The organism is Gellertiella sp. DMC107, assembly GCF_056313605.1.
In genome coordinates, this window is the sequence record NZ_JBQUZZ010000002.1 from 623614 (window position 1) to 643993 (window position 20380).

General features: G+C 65.2%; 15 protein-coding genes. 10 read left to right on the top strand and 5 right to left on the bottom strand.

Translation table 11 applies throughout. The features are described 5' to 3' along the window. The 4 genes from rfbG to ACT54B_RS08470 all read left to right on the top strand — a co-directional run bounded on the left by rfbG (position 1) and on the right by ACT54B_RS08470 (position 4299). On the top strand, positions 1–1098 hold the full coding sequence (gene rfbG, locus ACT54B_RS08455; RefSeq protein ID WP_476044225.1) for a CDP-glucose 4,6-dehydratase: 1098 nt from the start codon (positions 1–3) through the stop codon (positions 1096–1098). After that, complete coding sequence (locus ACT54B_RS08460) at positions 1095–1658, top strand: dTDP-4-dehydrorhamnose 3,5-epimerase family protein (RefSeq protein ID WP_476044226.1); 564 nt, start codon at positions 1095–1097, stop codon at positions 1656–1658. The genes rfbG and ACT54B_RS08460 overlap by 4 nt, the downstream gene beginning before the upstream one ends. Continuing rightward, positions 1655–2884 (top strand): methyltransferase domain-containing protein, encoded by a 1230-nt coding sequence (locus ACT54B_RS08465; protein ID WP_476044227.1) that lies wholly within the window; start codon positions 1655–1657, stop codon positions 2882–2884. The genes ACT54B_RS08460 and ACT54B_RS08465 overlap by 4 nt, the downstream gene beginning before the upstream one ends. A 161-nt stretch (positions 2885–3045) precedes the next feature. Beyond that, the gene (locus ACT54B_RS08470; RefSeq protein WP_476044228.1) at positions 3046–4299 is read left to right on the top strand and encodes a glycosyltransferase family 2 protein; all 1254 of its coding nucleotides are present in this window, start codon (positions 3046–3048) and stop codon (positions 4297–4299) included. A gap of 164 nt (positions 4300–4463) precedes the next feature. Here the strand turns inward: ACT54B_RS08470 and ACT54B_RS08475 are convergent, their stop codons facing one another. After that, positions 4464–5276 (bottom strand): cephalosporin hydroxylase family protein, encoded by an 813-nt coding sequence (locus ACT54B_RS08475; RefSeq protein ID WP_476044229.1) that lies wholly within the window; start codon positions 5274–5276, stop codon positions 4464–4466. Positions 5277–5437: 161 nt separating this feature from the next. Between ACT54B_RS08475 and ACT54B_RS08480 the strand changes: the two genes are divergently transcribed. Together ACT54B_RS08480 and ACT54B_RS08485 are read left to right on the top strand one after the other, a co-directional pair. Beyond that, positions 5438–6277: an NAD-dependent epimerase/dehydratase family protein gene (locus tag ACT54B_RS08480; RefSeq protein ID WP_476044230.1), complete on the top strand. Its 840-nt coding sequence runs from the start codon at positions 5438–5440 to the stop codon at positions 6275–6277. 84 nt (positions 6278–6361) lie between these two features. Continuing rightward, positions 6362–7504 carry a class I SAM-dependent methyltransferase gene (locus tag ACT54B_RS08485; protein WP_476044231.1) on the top strand — a complete coding sequence of 381 codons (1143 nt, stop codon included), beginning with the start codon at positions 6362–6364 and terminating at the stop codon, positions 7502–7504. A gap of 145 nt (positions 7505–7649) precedes the next feature. On the opposite strand, the gene ACT54B_RS08490 is transcribed toward ACT54B_RS08485, so the two are convergent. Together ACT54B_RS08490 and ACT54B_RS08495 are read right to left on the bottom strand one after the other, a co-directional pair. Further along, positions 7650–8780: a hypothetical protein gene (locus ACT54B_RS08490; protein WP_476044232.1), complete on the bottom strand. Its 1131-nt coding sequence runs from the start codon at positions 8778–8780 to the stop codon at positions 7650–7652. Positions 8781–8901: 121 nt separating this feature from the next. Then, on the bottom strand, positions 8902–9951 hold the full coding sequence (locus ACT54B_RS08495; RefSeq protein ID WP_476044233.1) for a dipeptidase: 1050 nt from the start codon (positions 9949–9951) through the stop codon (positions 8902–8904). A gap of 239 nt (positions 9952–10190) precedes the next feature. Between ACT54B_RS08495 and ACT54B_RS08500 the strand changes: the two genes are divergently transcribed. After that, positions 10191–10628, top strand: a complete 438-nt coding sequence (locus tag ACT54B_RS08500) for a BA14K family protein (protein ID WP_476044234.1) — start codon at positions 10191–10193, stop codon at positions 10626–10628. Positions 10629–11157: 529 nt separating this feature from the next. On the opposite strand, the gene ACT54B_RS08505 is transcribed toward ACT54B_RS08500, so the two are convergent. Continuing rightward, positions 11158–13185, bottom strand: coding sequence for a CHASE2 domain-containing protein (locus ACT54B_RS08505; RefSeq protein WP_476044235.1), 2028 nt, complete (start codon positions 13183–13185; stop codon positions 11158–11160). Positions 13186–13212: 27 nt separating this feature from the next. Continuing rightward, entirely contained in the window at positions 13213–16863 is a 3651-nt protein-coding gene (locus ACT54B_RS08510) for a FecR domain-containing protein (protein WP_476044237.1), read from the bottom strand. 110 nt (positions 16864–16973) lie between these two features. Between ACT54B_RS08510 and ACT54B_RS08515 the strand changes: the two genes are divergently transcribed. The 3 genes from ACT54B_RS08515 to ACT54B_RS08525 all read left to right on the top strand — a co-directional run bounded on the left by ACT54B_RS08515 (position 16974) and on the right by ACT54B_RS08525 (position 20365). Next, positions 16974–17513 (top strand): Pycsar system effector family protein, encoded by a 540-nt coding sequence (locus tag ACT54B_RS08515; RefSeq protein ID WP_476044238.1) that lies wholly within the window; start codon positions 16974–16976, stop codon positions 17511–17513. 109 nt (positions 17514–17622) lie between these two features. Further along, positions 17623–18855 (top strand): putative DNA modification/repair radical SAM protein, encoded by a 1233-nt coding sequence (locus tag ACT54B_RS08520; RefSeq protein ID WP_476044811.1) that lies wholly within the window; start codon positions 17623–17625, stop codon positions 18853–18855. Position 18856: 1 nt separating this feature from the next. After that, positions 18857–20365 (top strand): UdgX family uracil-DNA binding protein, encoded by a 1509-nt coding sequence (locus tag ACT54B_RS08525; protein ID WP_476044240.1) that lies wholly within the window; start codon positions 18857–18859, stop codon positions 20363–20365. Positions 20366–20380 lie beyond the last annotated feature (15 nt).

Genomic DNA, 20380 nt, shown 5'->3' on the forward strand with positions numbered 1-20380 from the left:
ATGGCGAATGCATCCTTCTGGAACGGCAAGCGCGTTCTCGTCACCGGCCATACGGGCTTCAAGGGCAGCTGGCTGACGCTCTGGCTGCAGGAAATGGGCGCCGAGGTCTTCGGCCTGTCGCTCAGCCCCCCGACCGAACCCTCCCTCTACCGGCTGGTGAACGGCACCCGCTCGCCCGCCAGCGAAGGCATCGCCGATATCCGCGACCGGGTGGCGGTGGCCGCCCGCGTCATGGTCACCCGCCCGGAGATCGTCTTTCATCTGGCCGCGCAGCCGCTCGTCCGCGCCGGCTATCGCGATCCGCTGATGACCTACGAGACCAATGTGCAGGGCACGGCAAACCTGCTCGATGCCCTGCGCATCGCCCCGGACGTGAAGGTCGTCGTCGTCGTCACGACCGACAAGGTCTACGAGAACCCGGAAAATGGCGTGGCCTTCCGCGAGACCGATCCGCTCGGCGGACACGACCCCTACAGCGCCAGCAAGGCGGCAGCGGAAATCGTCACCGCCAGCTATCGCCAGTCCTTCTTTGCCGCCCGCAAGGTGGCGGTCGCCACCGCCCGCGCCGGCAATGTGATCGGCGGCGGCGACTGGGCCGAAGACCGGCTCGTGCCGGATGCCATGCGCGCCTGGAATGCGGGCAGGCCGCTGGAGGTGCGCCGGCCGGAGGCCGTGCGGCCCTGGCAGCACGTGCTGGAGCCGCTGAACGGCTATCTGGCGCTTGCCGAGGCGCTCTGGCAGGATCCGGATCTGGCGCCGGCGGTGAATTTCGGCCCCGACCATACCGCGGCCGCAACGGTCAGAACCCTGCTCTCGATTGCCCGCGACGCCTATGGCGAGGGCGAGACCCGCTTTGCCGCCACCGAGGAGGGTCCGCACGAGGCGGGCTATCTGATGCTGGACAGCAGCCTTGCGACCGAACGGCTCGGCTATCGTCCGGCCTGGAATCTCGAGGAAACCGTCACCCGCACCATGGACTGGTATCGCCGCCTGAAGCGCGGCATGGCGGCCCGCAGCCTGTGCCTCAACGACATCGACGCCTTCGAGGAGCGCCAGCGCCAGATGGCGCCGCCGGAAAGGCAGGCCGCCGCCCGATGAGCCGCTTCACCCGCCTTCCGACCGCCGGTCCCTCCGGCCCGCTTCTCCTGGAACGACGGGTCCTCGCCGACGAGCGCGGCCACCTCTCGCGTCTCTTCGATGCGGGCGATCTCGGCGCGCTCGGCTGGGATGGCCCGGTCATGCAGGTGAACGAGACGGAGACGCGGACGGCCGGCACCGTGCGCGGCATGCATTTCCAGCACCCGCCGCATGCGGAGCTGAAACTGGTGACCTGCCTGACCGGCCGCATTCTGGACGTGGTGGTGGATGTGCGGGCGGGATCGCCGACCTTTCTCGATCATGTCGCGGTGGAACTGTCGGCGGACAATGCCCGCTCGCTCCTGATTCCGAGGGGTTTTGCCCATGGTTTCCAGGCGCTGACGGACAGGGTGCGGCTGCTCTATGTCCATTCCGAGCTGCATCAGCCGGAGGCCGAGGCCGGGCTTCATCCGGAAGATCCGGCCCTTGGCATCGCCTGGCCGCTGCCCGTTCACAACCTCTCGCCGCGCGACCGGTCGCATCCGTTCCTCTCGTCCGATTTTGCTGGAGTATCCGCATGAAATGCCGCCACTGCGGGGGTGAGCACCTCGTTCCCTTCCTCGATCTCGGAACCTCGCCGCCGTCGAATTCCTATGTGAACCCGGCCCATCGCGGCAAGCCGGAGCTCTGGTATCCGCTCGTCATCCGCGCCTGCATGGATTGCCTTCTGGTGCAGACGGAGGATTTCGCCGAGCGGGAAGTGTTCTTCTCGGAAAACTACGCCTATTTCAGCTCCTTCTCCACCTCCTGGCTCAACCATGCCCGCGCCTATGTGGAGGACATGACGGCCCGTTTCGGCCTCGGCGCGGAGGCGCGCGTGGTCGAGGTGGCCGCCAATGACGGCTATCTCCTGCAATATGTCCGGGAGCGCGGCATCGCCTGCCTCGGCGTCGAGCCCACCGCCTCCACGGCGGCGGCGGCGCGGGAGAAGGGCATCGAGATCCGCGAGGACTTCTTCGGCGAGGCGCTCGGTGCGGCGCTGGCCGCCGAGGGCTGGTCGGCCGATCTGACGGCCGCCAACAATGTGCTCGCCCATGTGCCCGACATCAACGACTTCGTCCGGGGCTTTGCCCGCATCCTGAAGCCCGCCGGGGTATCGACCTTCGAATTCCCGCACCTGCTCAACATGGTGACGGAGGCGCAGTTCGATACGGCCTATCACGAGCATTATTCCTATCTCTCGCTGCTCGCCGTCCAGCGCATCTTCGCGGCGAACGGCCTGCATGTCTTCGATGTGGAAACCACGCCCTGGCACGGCGGCAGCCTGCGCGTCTTCGCCCAGCGTGCCGATACGCGCGCCCATCCCGAAAGCCCGCGTGTCGGCGCCATGATCGACCGCGAGACGGCGGCCGGCATGCGGCAGCCGGGTTTCTACACCGCCTTCCAGAGAGAGGCGCAGCGCGTGCGCAACGATTTCCTCTCCTTCCTCATCGGTTGCCAGCGGGAAGGCCTCACGGTCGCCGCCTATGGCGCCGCCGCCAAGGGCAACACGCTGATGAATTTCGCCGGCATCAAGCCGGATCTGTTGACGCTCGTAGTCGATCGCAACCCCGCCAAGCAGGGCATGCTGATGCCCGGAAGCCGGATTCCGATCGCCGACGAGCAATCGCTGAAAGAGCTCAAACCGGAAAGGGTGGTCATCCTGCCATGGAATCTGCAAAGCGAGATCAAGGCTCAACTTTCATATATCAGCGACTGGGGTGGGAAGTTCGTGACGGCGGTCCCGAAACTGACGGTGCACCCGTAATCCTTCCCGTGGGCAGCCCGGAACGCTCCGAGCCACCGCTGGTGCTGGCGGCCATGGCGCTGCGGGCCGCGCTGGCGGAGGAGGCGGAGCAGGCTCCGCTCAAGGCTCAGTCGGTAAAATAGTGGCAGATGGCCGGCTACGGGGCCGGCATGGAGACCCGCATGTCCAATCAGTTCATACTTTCCATCTGCATTCCCTCGCGAAACCGGCAGATCTGGTTCAAGCAGACCATCGATTCGCTCCGGCTGTCGCCGCGCACCGACATCCAGCTCGTGCTGGCCGACAATTCCGACGATCCGTCGATCATGAACGACTTCATGCGCGACCTGGAGGGTGATCCGCGCATCGTCTATCTGCCATCCACCGGCGAGACGCTGTCGATGATCGACAACTGGGAGCGCACCGCCGCCGCCGCCACGGGCGAATACATGGTCTTCATCGGCGACGATGACTATGTGGATCCCGAACTGGCCGCATTCATCCGCCGTGTCCTGGAGTACAATCCCGACATCGATGCCTTCGGCTGGCGTCTGGTGGGCTATACCTGGCCCCATCCCGAGCGCGGCAAGCTGTCGGTGCATGTGCCCTTCGACGATGCCGTCGTGAAGGTGGAGCAGTCGGAACTCTTCAAGCGCATGTTCGGCTGGCACGATTGCCACCACGTGCCCACCTCCGGCTTCTCGGTCTATCACAATGCCATTTCCCGCAAGCTGATGGAGCGCATCCGGGCGATCTATGGCGGCCGCTTCTTCGAACATCCCGTCGTGGATTACGACAGCGCCTTCAAGGTCATCTGCCATGGCACGCGCTTTGTCGCCACCAACCGTCCCTTCGGTGTCAACGGAAGCTGCCCGGCCTCCAACTCCTTCGGCGTCGGCAAGCTGATGGACATGCGCGAGAAGATGAGCCTGTTTGCCGCCGAGGCACGCCACGATTTCGCCCGCGATCCGCTGTTCCGCGAATTCCCGTTCACGCTGGAAATCGGCACCACGGCCGCCGTCGGCATCGCGCAGCAATGGTTCAAGAAGAAGTACAACCTGACCTACGAGAACTGGGGCGAGAACTTCGCCCGCGCCTGCGCGTTCGATTGCGAGAAATATGGCGACCGGGCCTCCTTCCAGGCGGCGGCCGAGAGCTACCGCACGGCGCTCGGCCTCTGGGAAGGGGGGCGTTACCTGCCCTTCTTCAATCCCGTCTTCAACGAGCTGCTGGCTTCCGGTCATGGCGGCGTGTCCTCCGGCTTCACCGACAAGATGGTGATCATCGACCAGGACCTGCCCGTCAGCACGCCGGCCGAACTCTTCGCGGTGGTCCGCGGCATGATCACGCCCGTCGACATGATGGACATCCGGCCGACGGGGCTGAAATATGCCTGGGAAACGAAATCCCGGATCGACGATCTGCTGTGCGCCTGAAAAGGCCTCGCGGAAGAACAGGAAAAGGGGCCGGTGCGAAAGCGCCGGCCCCTTTTCCTTTGCCCCTGTAGGCCCCCTTTTCCTTTGCCGGGCCGAAATGTCCAAAAAAGAAAGCCGCCCCGGCAGGGGCGGCTTCGGCAAGGAACCGTTCTGGCTGCGGCGGATCAGACGCGCTTCAGGAACCCGTCCGGCGCGGCCGTGAAGGCAAGCTTGGTCTCGATCACCTTGTCATAGTCGAAGGCGAGCTTTTCGCCGTCCTCGGCCATGCGGCCGTCATCCTTCAGGCGACGCATATATTCCCAGACGGCGGTCTTCGGATTGTTGCCCTTGCCCCAGGGGCGGTTCGACCACATCTCGTCCGGCAGGTCTTCCACATTCGTGTCCCAGACCACGCAATAGCTGCCCTTGGACGTCAGCGGCGCATAAAGCTCCAGCTCGTCGAGCACATGGTCATGGGTATGGTTGGAATCCAGGAAGACCATCACGGTCTTGTGGTTGCGGGCAATCTCCTTCACCTGCGCGATGATGTCGGGCGCGACCGAGGAGCCCTGGATCATCGAGATCTTGCCGCCCAGCGGATGCTCTTCGATGGCCTTGCGATTGTGGTCGCGGATCTCGATGTCGATGCCGACCACGCGGCGGGGCGCCTTGCGCACGTCCAGCACCGCGCCGGACTGCATCGCATCGCAATAGTCGAGAAGCGCCAGCATCGAGGCCGACATGATCAGCGAGCCGCCATGGGCGATCCCCGTCTCGATGATGAGATCGGGACGCACGGCCCAGATCAGCTCCTGCGCGGCATAGAGATCCTGCGGCACCTGGATGACCGGGCGGCCGAGCCAGGTGAAATTGTAGGAATAGAAGAACTTGGACGCTTCCACGAGCCATGTGTTGGACAAGCGGTGGAAGTCGGCGTCCTTGCCGATTTCCTGAATGTTATGCGCCACCTGCTGGCGGAATTCTGTGACGGGATCCATGCCTGCTCCTTGCCTTGATCTCCTGGCCCCGGCCCATGGACCGCCCCCTGACAAGCTGCACGCAAGCGGACGATCCTTTAGGATGGGACATCGATTCGCGGGGGTCCTCCCACGATCCTTTGCGTTCCATTCTGCGGTCAGCACCTTTCCCGGAGCTTGTCATGAAACATATCTTTCTAACGGGCGCCGGCGGCTTCGTGGGCCGTCAGGTGCTGAAGGCGCTGAAAGCCTCCGGGCACCGGGTCACGGTGGCGCTCCGGCCCGGCAAGACGCTGCCGGAGGGCTTTGCCGCCGATGCGGTCGTGCCGAGCGAAGACCTCTTTGCGGAAACCGGGGACTGGTGGCGCGCGCAGCTTACGGGCATCGACATGCTGGTCCACGCCGCCTGGTACGTGGAGCCGGGACGCTATCTCGACAGCCTCCGCAATCTCGATTGCGTCGAGGGCACCTTGCGTATGGCCCGCGCCGCCGTCGAGGCCGGTGTCGGCCATGTCGTCGGCGTCGGCACCTGCATGGAATACCGGTTGCCCGGCGAGCATCTTTCCGTGGAGAGCCCGCTGGAGCCTGCCACCCTCTATGCCGCCGCCAAGCTCTCGCTTTACCACATGCTCGGGCCGTATTTGGCAAAGACCGGCACCGCCTTCACCTGGTGCCGACTGTTCTATCTCTATGGCGAGGGCGAATATGCGGCCCGGCTGGTGCCCTATGTGCGCGCCCAGCTGGAGAAAGGCGAAACCGTCAAGCTCTCCGCCGGCACGCAGTTGCGGGATTTCCTCGACGTGGCCGAGGCGGGACGGCAAATCGCCACCATCGCCCGCACCGGTCAGACCGGCCCGGTCAATATCTGCTCCGGCAAGGCGGTGACCATCCGGGCGCTGGTGGAAGGCATTGCCGACGAATACGGCCGGCGCGATCTCCTGGAATTCGGAACCGCCGCCATTCACCCCTCCGATCCCGCCGCCGTGGTCGGTATTTCCAACCTGCAGCGCCCCGCGGACTGATCCTCCGCATCGAGACAAGCTTCGCACAATTGTGGTTTCGAATAAATGCGTGGAATGAGCGCTTTGAAGTCGGAACCCCATCCCATGATCCAATGCCCGGTGTGCCTGGAAACCAAGAACCACGAGGTGCTGACGAGGGACCGGGTGCCCGTGCTGCAGAATGTCATCGTCCGCACCGAGGAAGAGGCCCGCCGCTTCCCCGTGGCCCGGCTGAGAATTTGCCGCTGCGAGGCCTGCGACTTCGTCTGGAACGCGGATTTCGATCCTGACGCCATCGACTACGACACGAGCTACAACAATTCCGTTCAGGCCTCCGCCGTCTACCGGACGCATCAGAACGCCATGGCCGCCCGCATTCTCGCCCGGCCCGGCCCCTTCAATTGCGTCGATATCGGCTGCGGCGAGGCGGAATTCCTGGAGGTCCTGACCGCCTCCGGCAAGGTGGGCAAGGCGATCGGTTTCGATCCCGCCTTCAAGGGCCATTCCCCGCTCGATCCGCGCATTTCGGTCCGCACCGTCTATTTCGACGACGAAACCGCCGCCGACCTGCCGGATGACATCCATGTGGTCGTCTCGCGCCACACCATCGAGCATATCCCTGCGCCCCGGCCCTTCATCGCGGCGATTGCCGCCTATGTGAAGAGCCGCAACCTGCCGCTCTATCTCGAAACGCCGGATGTGGAATGGATCTTCCGCAACAATGCCTTCGAGGATTTCTTCTACGAGCATTGCTCGCTCTTCTCGCCGCGCTCCATGGCGGTTCTCCTGTCCGCCTACGGTCTCGACTGCCGGGTGGAGCCCGTCTATGGCGGTCAGTACATGTGGATCGAGGCCTGGCCCGCGAAAGCGGCAACCGCGACGCCTTCCCCGGAAGCGGGCGCTGCGGTGTCCCATGCGGGCATCGGCGAGGCGCTCAGCTACTGGGAGAACCGGCTCGCCGATCTCGGGCGGGAAGGGCCGGTCGCCATCTGGGGCGGCGCGTCGAAGGGCGTGACCTTCTCGCTGCTGGTGGACGGGGTGGATTCCGCCATCGATCTCAACCCGGCCAAGCAGGGCTGCTTCATGCCGGTCAGCGCCACGCCGATCATTTCCCCCGAAGAGGCGATGAAGCGGGGCGTCCGCTCCATCGTGGTCATGAACCCGAATTATCTGAACGAGATCGAGGCCCGTCTGCGGGACCTCAACTGGAAGGGCAATCTTCTGACCCTTCAGGAAGACGCGGCCTGACCCCACCGTTTGCCGCCACCACCTGCCGAAAGCAATCGCCATGCTCCAGTCGAGCCGGTCTTCCAAAGACCGGCTTCTTTTTTTGATCTCAGGGCAAAAGAAAAGCGCCGGCGGAAACCGGCGCTCTGATCTGCTGCCCTGTGCCTCAATGGGAGAGCTGCGGCGTTCCCGAAAGCTCCGTCGCCACCTCGATCGGGGTGAGCATATGGCGGGCCAGATCGTAGAACTGCTGGGCTGTGGCCGCATTGCCGAGGAAGCGGTCGACCAGCAGCACGCGACCGTGCAGGCCTCGGCGCGGATCCGGCTTCGGCTGCGCCAGATAGGGCGGCTGGAAGCTGGTCAGCAGGCGCTGATCGCCGATTTCCACCAGCGCCGTGCGATAGGCCTGGACCTTGGCGTCGAAGGCGTCCCGCTGATGTTCCAGCATGCAATCGATCATGCAGGCCCGGATGAAATGATCGCCGAAGCCATCCCATCCCTGGCCCATGTCATGCAGCACCCGGCACTGGATTTCCGCGATGGCCCCGGTGACGCCCTGGGCGGCCGAGAAGGGCATGTTCGAGATGATGCGCGGGATGACCGTGGTCCGGAAGGGCAACTGGCTGACCGCCGAAAGCGGCCGCGCGGAGAAGGCCAGCCGGCGGGCATTCAGCAGAATCCGGGCGGCCCATTCATATTGCGGCACGGGGGTGAGCCAGCTCAGCCCTTCCGACGTTGCAAGCACCGTTTCGAGAAGGCTGCGGCGGATGGCGCCGTGATAGAGGCCGAAGGGCATCTTCGGCACGTTGGAACTGTCGTGCCAGCGAAAGAAGGAGTCCATCATGGCGTCGCGGGACAGCTCCATGAGGTGGTGCTGGATCGGGACCGCCACGACCGTCGGAACGTCGCGCGGGGCGGCGGGATCGATCAGGAAGCTGTTCCAGCCCACCGCATCCGCCTCCGGCATGGTGGCTTCCACGTGGCGCAACAGCACGTCCATGCCGCTGTCCAGCATGTCGTCCGGGCGCAGCAGGGTCACCCAGTCCGCCCGCATGGAGGCGACGGTTCCGATCCACAGATTGGCAAGTGAAATGCCTTCCGGCGCCGGCGGGAGGAAGCGCAGCCGGTTGTCGCTCCCGGCCAGACGCGCCAGGCCCGAATCGGCGGCGATGGCCTCTCCATAGGGGGCGACGACGATTTCGATATCGGCTTCCTTCGCCGACAGGAGACGCTCGCAAAGGTGCAGGGGCGGCGTCATGCCGGGTTCAACGGGAATGCAGATCGAAAGTTTGGTCATCGGCGCATGTCTCTCCATCACAGGCAACGCGGCCCGGCCATCCGCCTGCCTTGCGGGCAGCGTCGGACGGGCCGGAATCCGGCTTGTGCCCATGCTAGGATTTGCGCCTTGCGCGAAGCTGTCAGCCGCCCCAGGTGGCGGCGGCAACGCGCAGCCAGTTCTCGCGGCACAGTTTGGCGAGCGCCCCCTCGTCATAGCCCGCCTTGCGCAAGGCCTCGACGAGCACCTGGCTGCCGGCCGCATCGCCGATCCCGGCGGGAATGGTGGCGCCGTCATAATCCGAGCCGAGCGCCACGCAATCGATGCCCATCCGCTCGACCATGGCATCGATATGGCGGACGCAATCCTCCATCGGCGTGTCGGCATCCTCGCGGCCATCGGCGCGCAGCATGGTGACGGCGAAATTCAGTCCGGCCACACCCTGGCTGTCGCGAATGGCGTCCATCTGCCGGTCCGTGAGGTTGCGGGCGACCGGGGTGAGCGCATGCACGTTCGAATGGCTGGCCACCAGCGGGTGATGGCTGGTGCGCGCCACGTCCCAGAAGCCCTTTTCGTTGAGATGGGCGAGATCGAATACGATCCCCAGCGCATTGCAGGCCTTGACGAGCCGGAAACCTGCCTCGGTCAGCCCCGGCCCCCTGTCGGGATCGGCGGGATAGGCAAAGGGCACGCCGTGGCCGAAGATCGTTTCGCGGCTCCATACCGGGCCGAGGGAACGCAGGCCCGCCGCATGGAGCACATGCAGCTCGTCCAGGCCGGCATTGATGGCCTCGCAACCCTCCATATGCAGGACGGCGGCAAAGAGGCCCTTCTCCATCGCCGCGCGGATGTCGGCGACGCTGCGGCAGAGCCGCCAGGCGCCGGCCCGGTCGAGCCGGAGCGCAATGGCGGCGATTTCCATGGCGGTGGCGAGGGACGGCCCGTGCGCGAGCGGAACCGGCAGCGGGATTTCGTAATGGCCGCGTTCGTCCGGTTCGCGATGCCCGAGATCGGGCGAGGAGAGGTAGATCGCGCAGAAGCCGCCGGCCAGCCCGCCGGCCCGGGCGCGCGGCCCGTCTATATGGCCGTCCGGTGTCCCCTCGATGAATTCCGCAATCGGGTCACGCCCCTCGCGGGCATGGCTGTGAAGCCGGTAAAGCACGTCATTATGGCCGTCAAAGATCGCTTGCATGAACCCATCCTGCGAGAATCGCGTCGAAAAACTGTCCGGCCTGATCTAGCCCAGTTCCAGGCGCGGCGTCCATGACGCGAGAAAGTAGGTATTTTCCGAACCTCTTCGGCAGCCCCGACCTACCCTATTCTATGAGTCTGTCCGTCCGCCGGCAGGCAAGGGTCGGCGGTCATAGAGGTGAACAGGCGGAAACCGGCTTCCTCCCCCGGTGACGGCCTTTCCATTTGAAGGGATAGATCATGCGCAAGTCATTTCTCACCGCCGGGGCTGCCGCTCTCGCGCTCCTGATGGTCTCGACCTCGGTGGTCGAGGCGCAGGCTGCCGTGCTTGGCCCGGTTCAGGCCGCACCGGCCGCCGAAAGCGATGTCATGCCGGTTCGCAACCGCCACGGCGACGAATGGGCCTGGCAGAACGGCCGGCCCTATTATCATGGCCATCGCGGCTATCGTCACTGGCGCGAAGGGTACCGGCACCATCGCGGCTACTGGTTCCCGGGCGCGGCCTTTGCGACCGGCATCATCATCGGTGGCGCCATCGCCAGCCAGCCGAGGGTCCGCGTGCGCCGCGGGCTTACCCGCGAGCATATCGAATACTGCATGCAGCGCTACCGCAGCTACCGGGCCTGGGACGATACCTACCAGCCCAATTACGGTCCGCGCCGCCGCTGCGTCTACTGAGACGATTGACATCTGCCCTCCGGCTTTGGCCGGGGGGCGCCCCCCCTGGCGTACCCGGCTGGTGTCTGCCCCCCGACCCCAGCCGGTCCTGACGCCTGGAACGCGTTGTGCCCGTCGATCACCCGTCCCCTGCGGCCGGCGGCTCCGCGTTCAACCGCATGGTCCGTTGCGATGACGCTTGCTGTTTTCCCGCAACGTTCGTTCGGCAAACCTTCCGCCTCTTCAGGCGGCAACGGGCTTTGTCCGGCACCATGCCAATGACCGCAGCCAACCGGAGTCCCGATCGGTTGGCTGCGGTTTTTTGTTGTGCAGACAAAAAAGAACCCCGGTCTTGAGCCGGGGTCGAAGTCTGGGCCGAAAGGGAAACTGGATCTGCGACAGGCAGGGCATCGTGCGGCAACGCAGGAGGAGGAAGATGCCCGACCGGCTGTCATAGCGGTCATTCATGTCGAGACAGCCCGACCTTAGGCAATGATATTTTACGAATGCTTAAAGTCACACATAAGAATTGTCGGAACTTGAATTTCTGTCAGAAATTCGAGTCGCCGATCAGCTGCTGCCGGGACAGTTCGTAATAGCCGGCAAGCTCCGGAATGTCCGCGGAGAGCTGTTCGAAGGCGGGATCGAGCGGGGTCAGCATGCGCTCGTATTTCTTCTCCAGAAATTCCCCGTGCAGCGCGAGCGCCTCGGCGCTGGCGCGGGTCACGACCGTATAGACCGGCGACAGGGTCGTGCGGCCCTTGACGGTGATCCGGTCGAGTTCCACGGTGGTGAAACGGGAAGACACCGCCGCCGCCGTCGTCTCTCCGAGAAGCAGCGCCACCGCATAGCTTTTCGAAGCGCCTTCGAGGCGGGAGGCGAGGTTGACGGAATCGCCGAGGCACGAATAGTCGAACCGCCGGGTGGAGCCCATGTTGCCCACCACGCAATCGCCCGTATTGATGCCGATCCCCATGCGCAGGGGATGATGCGCGCGCCCCCGGGCGCGGTTTTCCGCCTCCAGCCCCTCATTGAGGTCGAAGAGGGCTTTTTGCATGGCCATCGCGGTTTCGACCGCATGCACCGCATGATCGGGATCGTCGAGCGGGGCGTTCCAGAACGCCATGATGCAGTCGCCGATATATTTGTCGATCGTGCCGCCATGATCCATCACCACGTCGGAAAGCGGGGTCAGCAGGCGATTGATCAGGGCGGTGAGCGCTTGCGGATCGTCCTTCATCGCCTCGGCGATGGTGGTAAAGCCGCGCACGTCGGAAAACAGCACGGACAGCGTGCGCGTCTCGCCCCCCAACTTGAGCTGGCCGGGATCGTCCGTCAGCCGCTTGACGAGGTCGGGAGAGATATATTGCGAGAAGGCGCGGGTAATCTGGCGCTTGTTGCGCCGTTCTTCCGCATAGTCGAAGGCGGTCTGGGCGAAGGCGAGGCCGGCAAAGCCGAGCGTCGGCCCGAGCGGGGAGACGAAGACCAGTCCGTTGCGGATGCCCAGATAGCTTACCGCCGAGAAGAAGGCGATCGAAAGCAGGCAGAAGCCGAAGGTGTGCCAGCCGGTGCTGCGCCAGACGGCCAGCGCCGCCGTCAGCACCGCCGCCAGCAGGCAGACGGCCGACAGCAACGGATCGGCCGGCTTGATCGCCGAGCCGAGACGGAGATTGTCGAAGATGGTCGCCTGTATCTCCACCCCGGGGACCAGCCGGCCCGTATGCACCGTAAAGGGCGTGGCGAAGGCATCGGCCCCGCCCTTGTCGATCTCGGGGGCGTTCTGCAGGCTGAGCCCCACCAGGACCACCCGGTTGCGGAAGAAGCCCGGAGGCAGGAACTGGGCGGGGTCGAGCGCCTGGTAATAGGATACCGTCGGATAGCTGCGGCCCGGTCCGTAGGACTGGATCAGCGCATCGGGCGCCAGGTCGCGCACCGTCATGCCGGCGGCGTCCACCAGGCTGGCGGCGAGGCCGTCGGGATAGCCGGGAATGGTCCGGAACACGCCGTCGCGGCCGAGTTCGATGGAGGCGATCCCCGCCCGCGCGCCCCGGTCGGTCAGCGCGGGCATGGGCATGGTGCGGATGAGCTGGTCCGCCTGCGGCGTCTTGATCAACGTCTCGTCGCCGGCCAGAACCACATCCGGCCCGACGGCGGCGGTGATCGCCGCATCATTGTCCGGCGTCGACGGTTCGGCCATGATGATGTCGAGACCGATGGCCCGCGCGCCTGCCGCCCGGAGCGCCCGGATCAGGTCCGCATGCAGCTTGCGCGGCCAGGGCCACTGGGCATTGATTTCCGCCAGCGAGGGTTCGTCGATGGCGACGATGATCGGCCCGTCCGCCGGCGGCGGCGGATTGTCGAGCGTCGAAATATAGTCGAAGGCCCGCAGGTCGGCGAGTTTCCAGCCCGTGAGCTGCGAGAGGGCCGAAATGGCGACGAGGGTGACGAGGCCGAGAATGATCACGCGCACGGGCCGGCTGCTGAAGGGCCAGCCCGGGCGGAAGGCGCCGGAGGCGAAGGCCTGTTTCCCGGCAAGCGCCCTGGCCGGGCCTCCTCTGCTGTCCTGCCTCGCATCCATCGCGCTGGCCCGTCCTTTTCCGCCGGATCAGAACCGGACCTTGAGCATGCCCTTGAAACTCGGACCCCAGCCCGGCACGCCCGTGGTCAGCTGGAAATCCTCGTCCAGCAGGTTATAGGCCGCCGCCTCGAAGGCGATCCGCTTGTCGAACGGCTCGTAGGTCAGCGACGCATCCAGCGTCCAGTAATCGTCCAGCCGGTTGCCGAACTCGTCCCCGGTCCGCTCGCCCACGTAATTGGCCGCCAGCGTGGCCTTCACATTGGCGTCGTTTACCCAGGTCAGCGCAACCTGGCCGCCCGTCTCGGGAACGAAGGGCAGCCCGCCGCCGAAGGTGGCGGAGCCCGGGTCGCGGCTTTCCGAACGGGCGAGCGCCAGCGTCGTCGAAAGACCGAAGCCACCCCCCAGAACCGTATTGGTCGTGAAGCTCGCCCGGTCGATGCGGCCGTCGGAGAAGGTCATCGCATCGCTGGGCGGCAGCGCCGTGGCGGGATAGCTGATGGTGAAATCGTTGAGTTCCTGATGCTGGTATTCGAGGGAGGTGAAGAACCGGTCCGTCCATTCCGCATCCCATTCCAGCGCCACCGTATCCACATAGCCGCTGTCCAGCGAGAAGCGGTTGGGTTGCAGGCCGAGAACCCCGATGGGGGAGAGGGTGGGCGTGGAAAAATCGATGCCGTTGCGCATGAAGGCCGCGCGCAGCCACTGATTGTCGGCCGGTGACCAGGCAGCGCCAAGCCGCGGCTCGAGCCGCGTATCCGTATCCCTGTCGCCCTCGCTATAGGAGCCGAACAGCCCGTATTCGAACTTGAGATCGGGCGTCGCTTCCTGCAGCACGTCCACATAGGCGAGGCCGATCCTGCGCCGCTCCGCCTGCCCGAGCAGCGGAATGCCGTTGGCGGTGAAGCTTGCGGAACTGTCGACGATGCCGCCCTCGACCCCGTAGCGCACGGTGAAATCGTCGGTGCCGATGGCGTGGTTGACGGCTGCTACATAGGTCTTCTGCTGCGCCGTTTCCACGTAGAGATCGTCATTCCCGAAGGGGCTGGACAGATCCACATATTCGCGGTCGATGCTGGCGTCGATGCCGCTGTAGAGCAGGGCGGCATTCATGACATTGTGATAGCTGAACGTATGGCTCCAGCCGAGGCCGAGATTGGTCTGGGTCGTCTCGTCGTCCCGGAAACGCAGTTGCGGCAGGGGAATGCCGAGGTCCTGCGAGATGCCCACCGCCGTCGCATCGAGCGTGCCGCGGGCGTGATCGCCGTAGAACACGATGCGGTCATTGTCGGTGAGCGACGTCGTCAGATAGCCGCTGGCATCCATGATTTCCGTATCGGCCGCAAAGCCGCCGAAATCCGCATAGCTGCCGGTGACCGGAAGCTCCGTCCAGGTGATGTTGCCGAGGAAGCTGGTCGGCAGCGGCTCGTTGCTGTAGCCCTGTACTTCCAGTTCGCCCAGCCGCCGGGTCTCTCCGCCCGACCGCGACAGGCCGGCGCCCAGCGAGACGTCGAGAAAGGGCGAGCGCAGCAGCGTTGCCGTCCGCGACCGGCCGGCCAGCATGTGCGGATCGAGCAGCAGACCCTGCAATTGCGAGGAAAAGCCGTCCGCACTGTCGGTATTCTCGGCCGTCGTCTGGCCGAACAGATAGGAATTGGCATAGGGATTGGCCTGGCCGCGCACCGCCTGGTCGATATAACCGGCGCCCGCAAAGGGATCGAAGCTGATATCGCCGTAATAGCGGCCCCAGGCATTCAGCCCCTGCAGGCGGAACGCGTTGTTCAGCGTCGAGCCGGCATCCTGGTTGGCGCCGACCCGGGCAAAATCGCCCCCCTGCGCCCGCGAGCGGCGCATGAAGTCCTGCGCGCTGCGGATGGCGGTTTCCGCATCGTAATCGTCGATGGCAAGCGTCGTGCGCAGCGAGGAGGCCACCGGGTCGTTGCGGTCCAGCCGGTCCGCATTGTCGAGCGCCTGGGCGGAGGGTTCGCGCTCGCCCCGGATGTAATAGCCGGTTGCAAGAAGGATCTGCGCCTGCGCATAGCCGGGATTGGCGGTGGCGCCCGCGAGCAGGTCTTCCAGTCCCTTGTCGGTCTCCCCGGTCTGGAGATAGTAGCGGCCCCGCGCCACCAGCGCCACGTCGAAGGCGGGATCGACGGAAAGAGCCTTGTCGATCATCCGCTTGGCATCGGCCACCCGGGAACGGTCGAGATAGTAGATGGCGAGGTTCGCATAGCCCACCGGATCCTCGGGATCGAGTTCGATGGCCTTTTTCAGCGTTTCCTCCGCTTCCCGCGTCGCCCCCATGTCGGCATAGACGAGACCGAGGCTGTTCCAGGCGGAGGAATTGCCCGGCGACAGGCGAATGGACTCCTGGAAATCCCTGACCGCGCCCTTGCTGTCGCTCTTGTATTCGCTTTTCAGCGTGCCGCGCGCAAACAGGGCTTCCGGATCCTCGGGATCGAGGGCCAGCGCCCGGTCGGTCGCCGCCTGCATCTCGTCCTTTTCGCCGTTCAATCCGTGCAGGAGCGCCCGCACGGCCGGCAGGGTGGCATTGTCGGGATGGCGAAGCTCCGCCGCGCGCATGACCGCGATCGCGGCCGGAATATCCTTGAGGAAACCTGCCGTCAGCGCCTGCATGATATCCGCATAGGGCGTCGAAACGGTCTTCGGCGGCTGTTCGACCCGATCCGGGTCCGCAAGCGAGCGGGCGAAGTAGCCGCCATAGGCGGCAATGGCGCGCCGTTCCCGGTCGAGCCCGGGTCCCGCGCGGCGGAACAGCTCGGCCGCCTCGCCATAGCGGCGGGCGGACCCGGCAATCAGCGCTTCGACGAGGGTCAGGCGGGCCTTCTGCCGGGCGCTGAGCCTGCGATTGCCAAGGGCGTCGAGGGCTTCCTGCGCGCTTTTCTGCGAGTCGAGCGCCATGCGGGTTTCGGCAAGGGTCAGCCAGTCTTCGGTCGAGCGGCTTTCCGGCGGCAGAGCCGTCAGGCGGGCATGTTCCGCGCGCATGCGCGGCCCGGAAAGCGGCGTGGCCGGCATGAAGGTGAAGCCCGACCGCAGCGTCAGATAGAACAGCATCTGCTGCCGGTCCTTGGTATTGACGATGACCAGCTTGCGCGGCGCCTGGCCGATGCTCGCAACCGCGCCTTCGCCCGCCTTGACCTCGACCGAGCCGAATTCGTTCTTGAACTCGATCTTCCCTTCCAGAACGATCAGCGAGGTCTGGTCGCCCTTGACGGTCAGTGTCCAGTCGGTGCCGCGGATGGCCGCCGCCGCCGCGGGCGTTTCCACCGTCAGCGCCTGTCCGCCGCGCTCGGCGCGGGCCCACATGGAACCGGATTGCAGATTGAGGACCGTATCCTCCGTCGTTCCCATCTGCTTGACCTGCAGTGCGGAATTCCGGCCGAGGCGCACCTGGGTATGGTCGGCAAACAGGATGGCAAGCTGCCCCACCGCATTGGTGCGCAGCACATCCCCGCCCAGCAGGTTCTGCTTCAGCTCCACATTGCGCCAGTCGCTGAGATCCACGAAGCGCACTTCCTCGCCCGACTTGCGGTCGATGACCGCGCCGGCCGCCTGGCCGCTGCGGGCGACAGGCTCGGCACGGGCAGGGGAGGTCAGTGCAATCGCGCCTAGAGCGACCGCCGTTGTACAACTCAAGATGGCTCTAAAATTATCCCTCATAACAAAAGGGTGTGTCCAACGGTCCGGAAAAAGTCAAGCGTTCTTCTCTGGGCGTTTTTATTTGCTTTCGAATGGTTTATCTGCTGACGGAAACGGTTGGGGGAAAGCCAATGCTGGAATCGGAAAAGACAAACGAAGCCATTGCCGGAACGCCGGAGGTAAAGCCCGTCTCCCCCGAGTATTTTGATCATGTCCGCAAGATCAATGACGTCTTTTATGACCAGATCGTCATTTCCGACCAGAAAGCGGCCTATATTTTCACCTTCATGCTGGCCTTCCTTGTGTCCTCCAGCGAGGGCAAGGAAGTGTTCACCTGGGGTCGCTATGTCGGCGGCACGCCCCAGGCCATGCTGTTCTCCGCCATGCTGGCGCTCTCCTCGCTGGCCTCCATGCTGTCGGCCATTCTCGTCGTCCTGCCGCATCAGGTGAAGAAGTCGACTTCGCTCTTCTGGGGCACGTGGAGCCATCATCGCGGGGTGCTGGAAGAGGCGGCCCATCGCTGCGATGGCGACTATCTCTTCCGCCAGTATCTCGACAATGCGGATGTGCTCTCGGTCATCGCGCAGCGCAAATACCGCTATGTCACCTATGCGTTCCGGGCGCTGATGGTGACGGTGCTGTCCTACGTCCTGCTGCTCGTCGCGCACTGAAATCCGCAGCCGGCGGTACGCTGCCTGGCCTGCCGCCGCGACGCTCCGTCGCGCCTCGGCCCGGCGGCGGGAATTGACGAATCTCATGATGGAACATAGAGTGAACATCATGAAGAAATCGCTGAAGGAAAGGCTCGCCATCCTCTCGGATGCGGCGAAGTACGATGCATCCTGCGCCTCGAGCGGGACCGCCAGGCGCCATTCGGGGCAGTCGGGCGGGCTCGGCTCCACCGAGGGCTCGGGCATCTGCCATGCCTATGCGCCGGACGGGCGCTGCATCTCGCTGCTCAAGATCCTGATGACCAATTTCTGCATCTATGACTGCGCCTATTGCATCAACCGCTCCTCGAGCCATGTGGAGCGGGCCCGTTTCAGCGTCGAGGAAATTGTCTGGCTGACCACGGAATTCTACCGGCGGAATTACATCGAGGGCCTGTTTCTCTCCTCCGGCATCATCCGCAGCTCCGACTACACCATGGAGGAAATGGTGCGGGTGGCGCGCCTGCTGCGCGAAGAGCACCGGTTCCGCGGCTATATCCACCTGAAGACCATTCCCGAAGCCTCGCCCGAGCTGATCGAGCAGGCCGGGCTCTATGCGGACCGCCTGTCGATCAATATCGAGTTGCCGACCGACAAGGGCCTGACGACGTTTGCGCCCGAGAAGCAGCCGGACCGCATCCGCCGCTCCATGGGCGAGCTGAAGCTGAAGATGGAGGAAATGGCCGAGCCGACGCTCCTGACGAAGAAGGTGCGCCGCTTCGTGCCGGCCGGCCAGAGCACCCAGATGATCGTCGGCGCCGATGGCGCCAGCGATGCGACCATTCTGTCCTCCAGTGCGAGGCTCTATTCCAGCTACGAGCTGAAGCGCGTCTATTATTCCGCCTTCAGCCCCATTCCCGATGCGTCCCGCGCCCTGCCGCTGATCAAGCCGCCGCTGGTGCGCGAACATCGCCTCTATCAGGCCGACTGGCTCTACCGGTTCTATGGATTCGACATTGGCGAGATCACCTCCGGCCTGAAGGACGGCATGCTGGATCTGGATCTCGATCCCAAGCTCGCCTGGGGGCTCGCGAACCGGGACCGCTTCCCTGTCGACATCAACCGGGCCGACAAGGCCATGCTGCTGCGGATACCGGGCTTTGGCACGAAGACCGTGAAATCCATCCTGCAGACCCGCCGCCACCTGCCGGTGCGGCTCGGCGACCTGCCGAAGCTCGGCGTTTCCCTGCGCAAGGTGAAACCCTTCATCACCACGCCGGACTGGTCGCCGGTGCGCCTGCTCGACCGCAGCGATCTCGCCGCGATGTTCGCGCCGAAACCCGAACAGCTGGCGCTTTTCTGAGATGCGGACGGTGGTTCTGAAAGGGCGGGGGGATCTGGACGAATGGCGCGATGCGGCCCGCGCGCTGCTTCTGGCCCGCATTCCGCCGGAGGAGATCGACTGGCGCGTGCGCCGCGATGGCGCGGGCCTCTTTCGCGAAACACCCCTGCCGTCCGTCTCCGGGGCGAAGGCGGCGCTGTCCGTCCCGCGCGCTTTTCTGGATCTTGCCGGGGCGGTCGTCTGCCACCGCGACCCCGAGCGTTTCGGCCTGCTCTACCGGGTGCTCTGGCGTCTTCAGACCGACCGAAGCCTCATCACCACCGCCACCGACCGGGATATGGCGGTGCTGGGCCTGATGGAAAAATCCGTCCGTCGCGACAGCCACAAGATGAAGGCCTTCCTGCGCTTCAAGGAAACCGCGCCCGATGCCGATGGCCGCCGCCGCTTCGTCGCCTGGTTCGAGCCCGACCATTTCACCGTTGCCCGCACAGCCCCCTTCTTCCAGCGCCGCTTCACCGACATGGACTGGCTGATCCTCACGCCCAAGGGCACCGCCGCCTGGGACGGCGAGAAACTTGACGTGACCGACGACGTGGCCCGCAGGCCGGATCTGGAGGACCAGACCGACGAGCTCTGGCGCACCTATTTCCGCCATATCTTCAACCCCGCCCGGCTGAAGGTGAAGGCCATGCAGGCGGAAATGCCGAAGAAATACTGGAAGAACATGCCGGAAGCGGCGCTCATCCCCGAACTGATCGCCACCGCCGAAGCCCGCATCGGCGCCATGATCGAGGCGGAGCAGAAGGCGCCCCCCGTTCGCCACGAGCGCCGCCGGCCGTTGCCGGTGGCCGCTCATGATGCAACCGAAACCGGCGCGCTTCCGGCGCTTGCGCGGGAAGCCGCCGCCTGCACGCGCTGCCCTTTGCATGCCCATGCCACGCAGACCGTCTTCGGCGAAGGCGCCCCCGGCGCATCCCTGCTGGTCATCGGCGAGCAGCCGGGCGACACGGAAGATCTCGCCGGCCGCCCCTTCGTCGGCCCGGCAGGCAAGGTGCTCGATGCCGCGCTCGGCAAGGCGGGCATAGGGCGCGCAACGGTCTGGCTCACCAATGCGGTCAAGCATTTCAAATACGAGCCGCGCGGCAAGAAGCGCATCCACCAGCGTCCCAACGCCGGCGAGATCGCCCATTGCCGCTTCTGGCTGCAACGGGAAATCGAGACGATCCGCCCGAAGGTGATCCTCGCCATGGGGGCCACCGCGGTGGAGTCGCTGACCGGCAAGGCCGATGCCTTTCCGGCGCTGAAAGGCCGGCAGGTGCCGCTCGGCGAGGAGGCGGTGCTCGTCGTCACGGTTCACCCCTCCTATCTGCTCCGCCTGCCCGATCCCGAAGCGCGCGCCCGCGAGCAGGCGGGTTTCGAGGCCATGGTGGCGCTGGCCGGACGGCTCGCGGCAGGCGAGACGCCCGGTTCCCCCTTGCGCGCCGGGGAGGCTGGACAAAGCGCCGAAGCATGGCAGGATCGGCGAAACTGATTTGAAAGGACGACC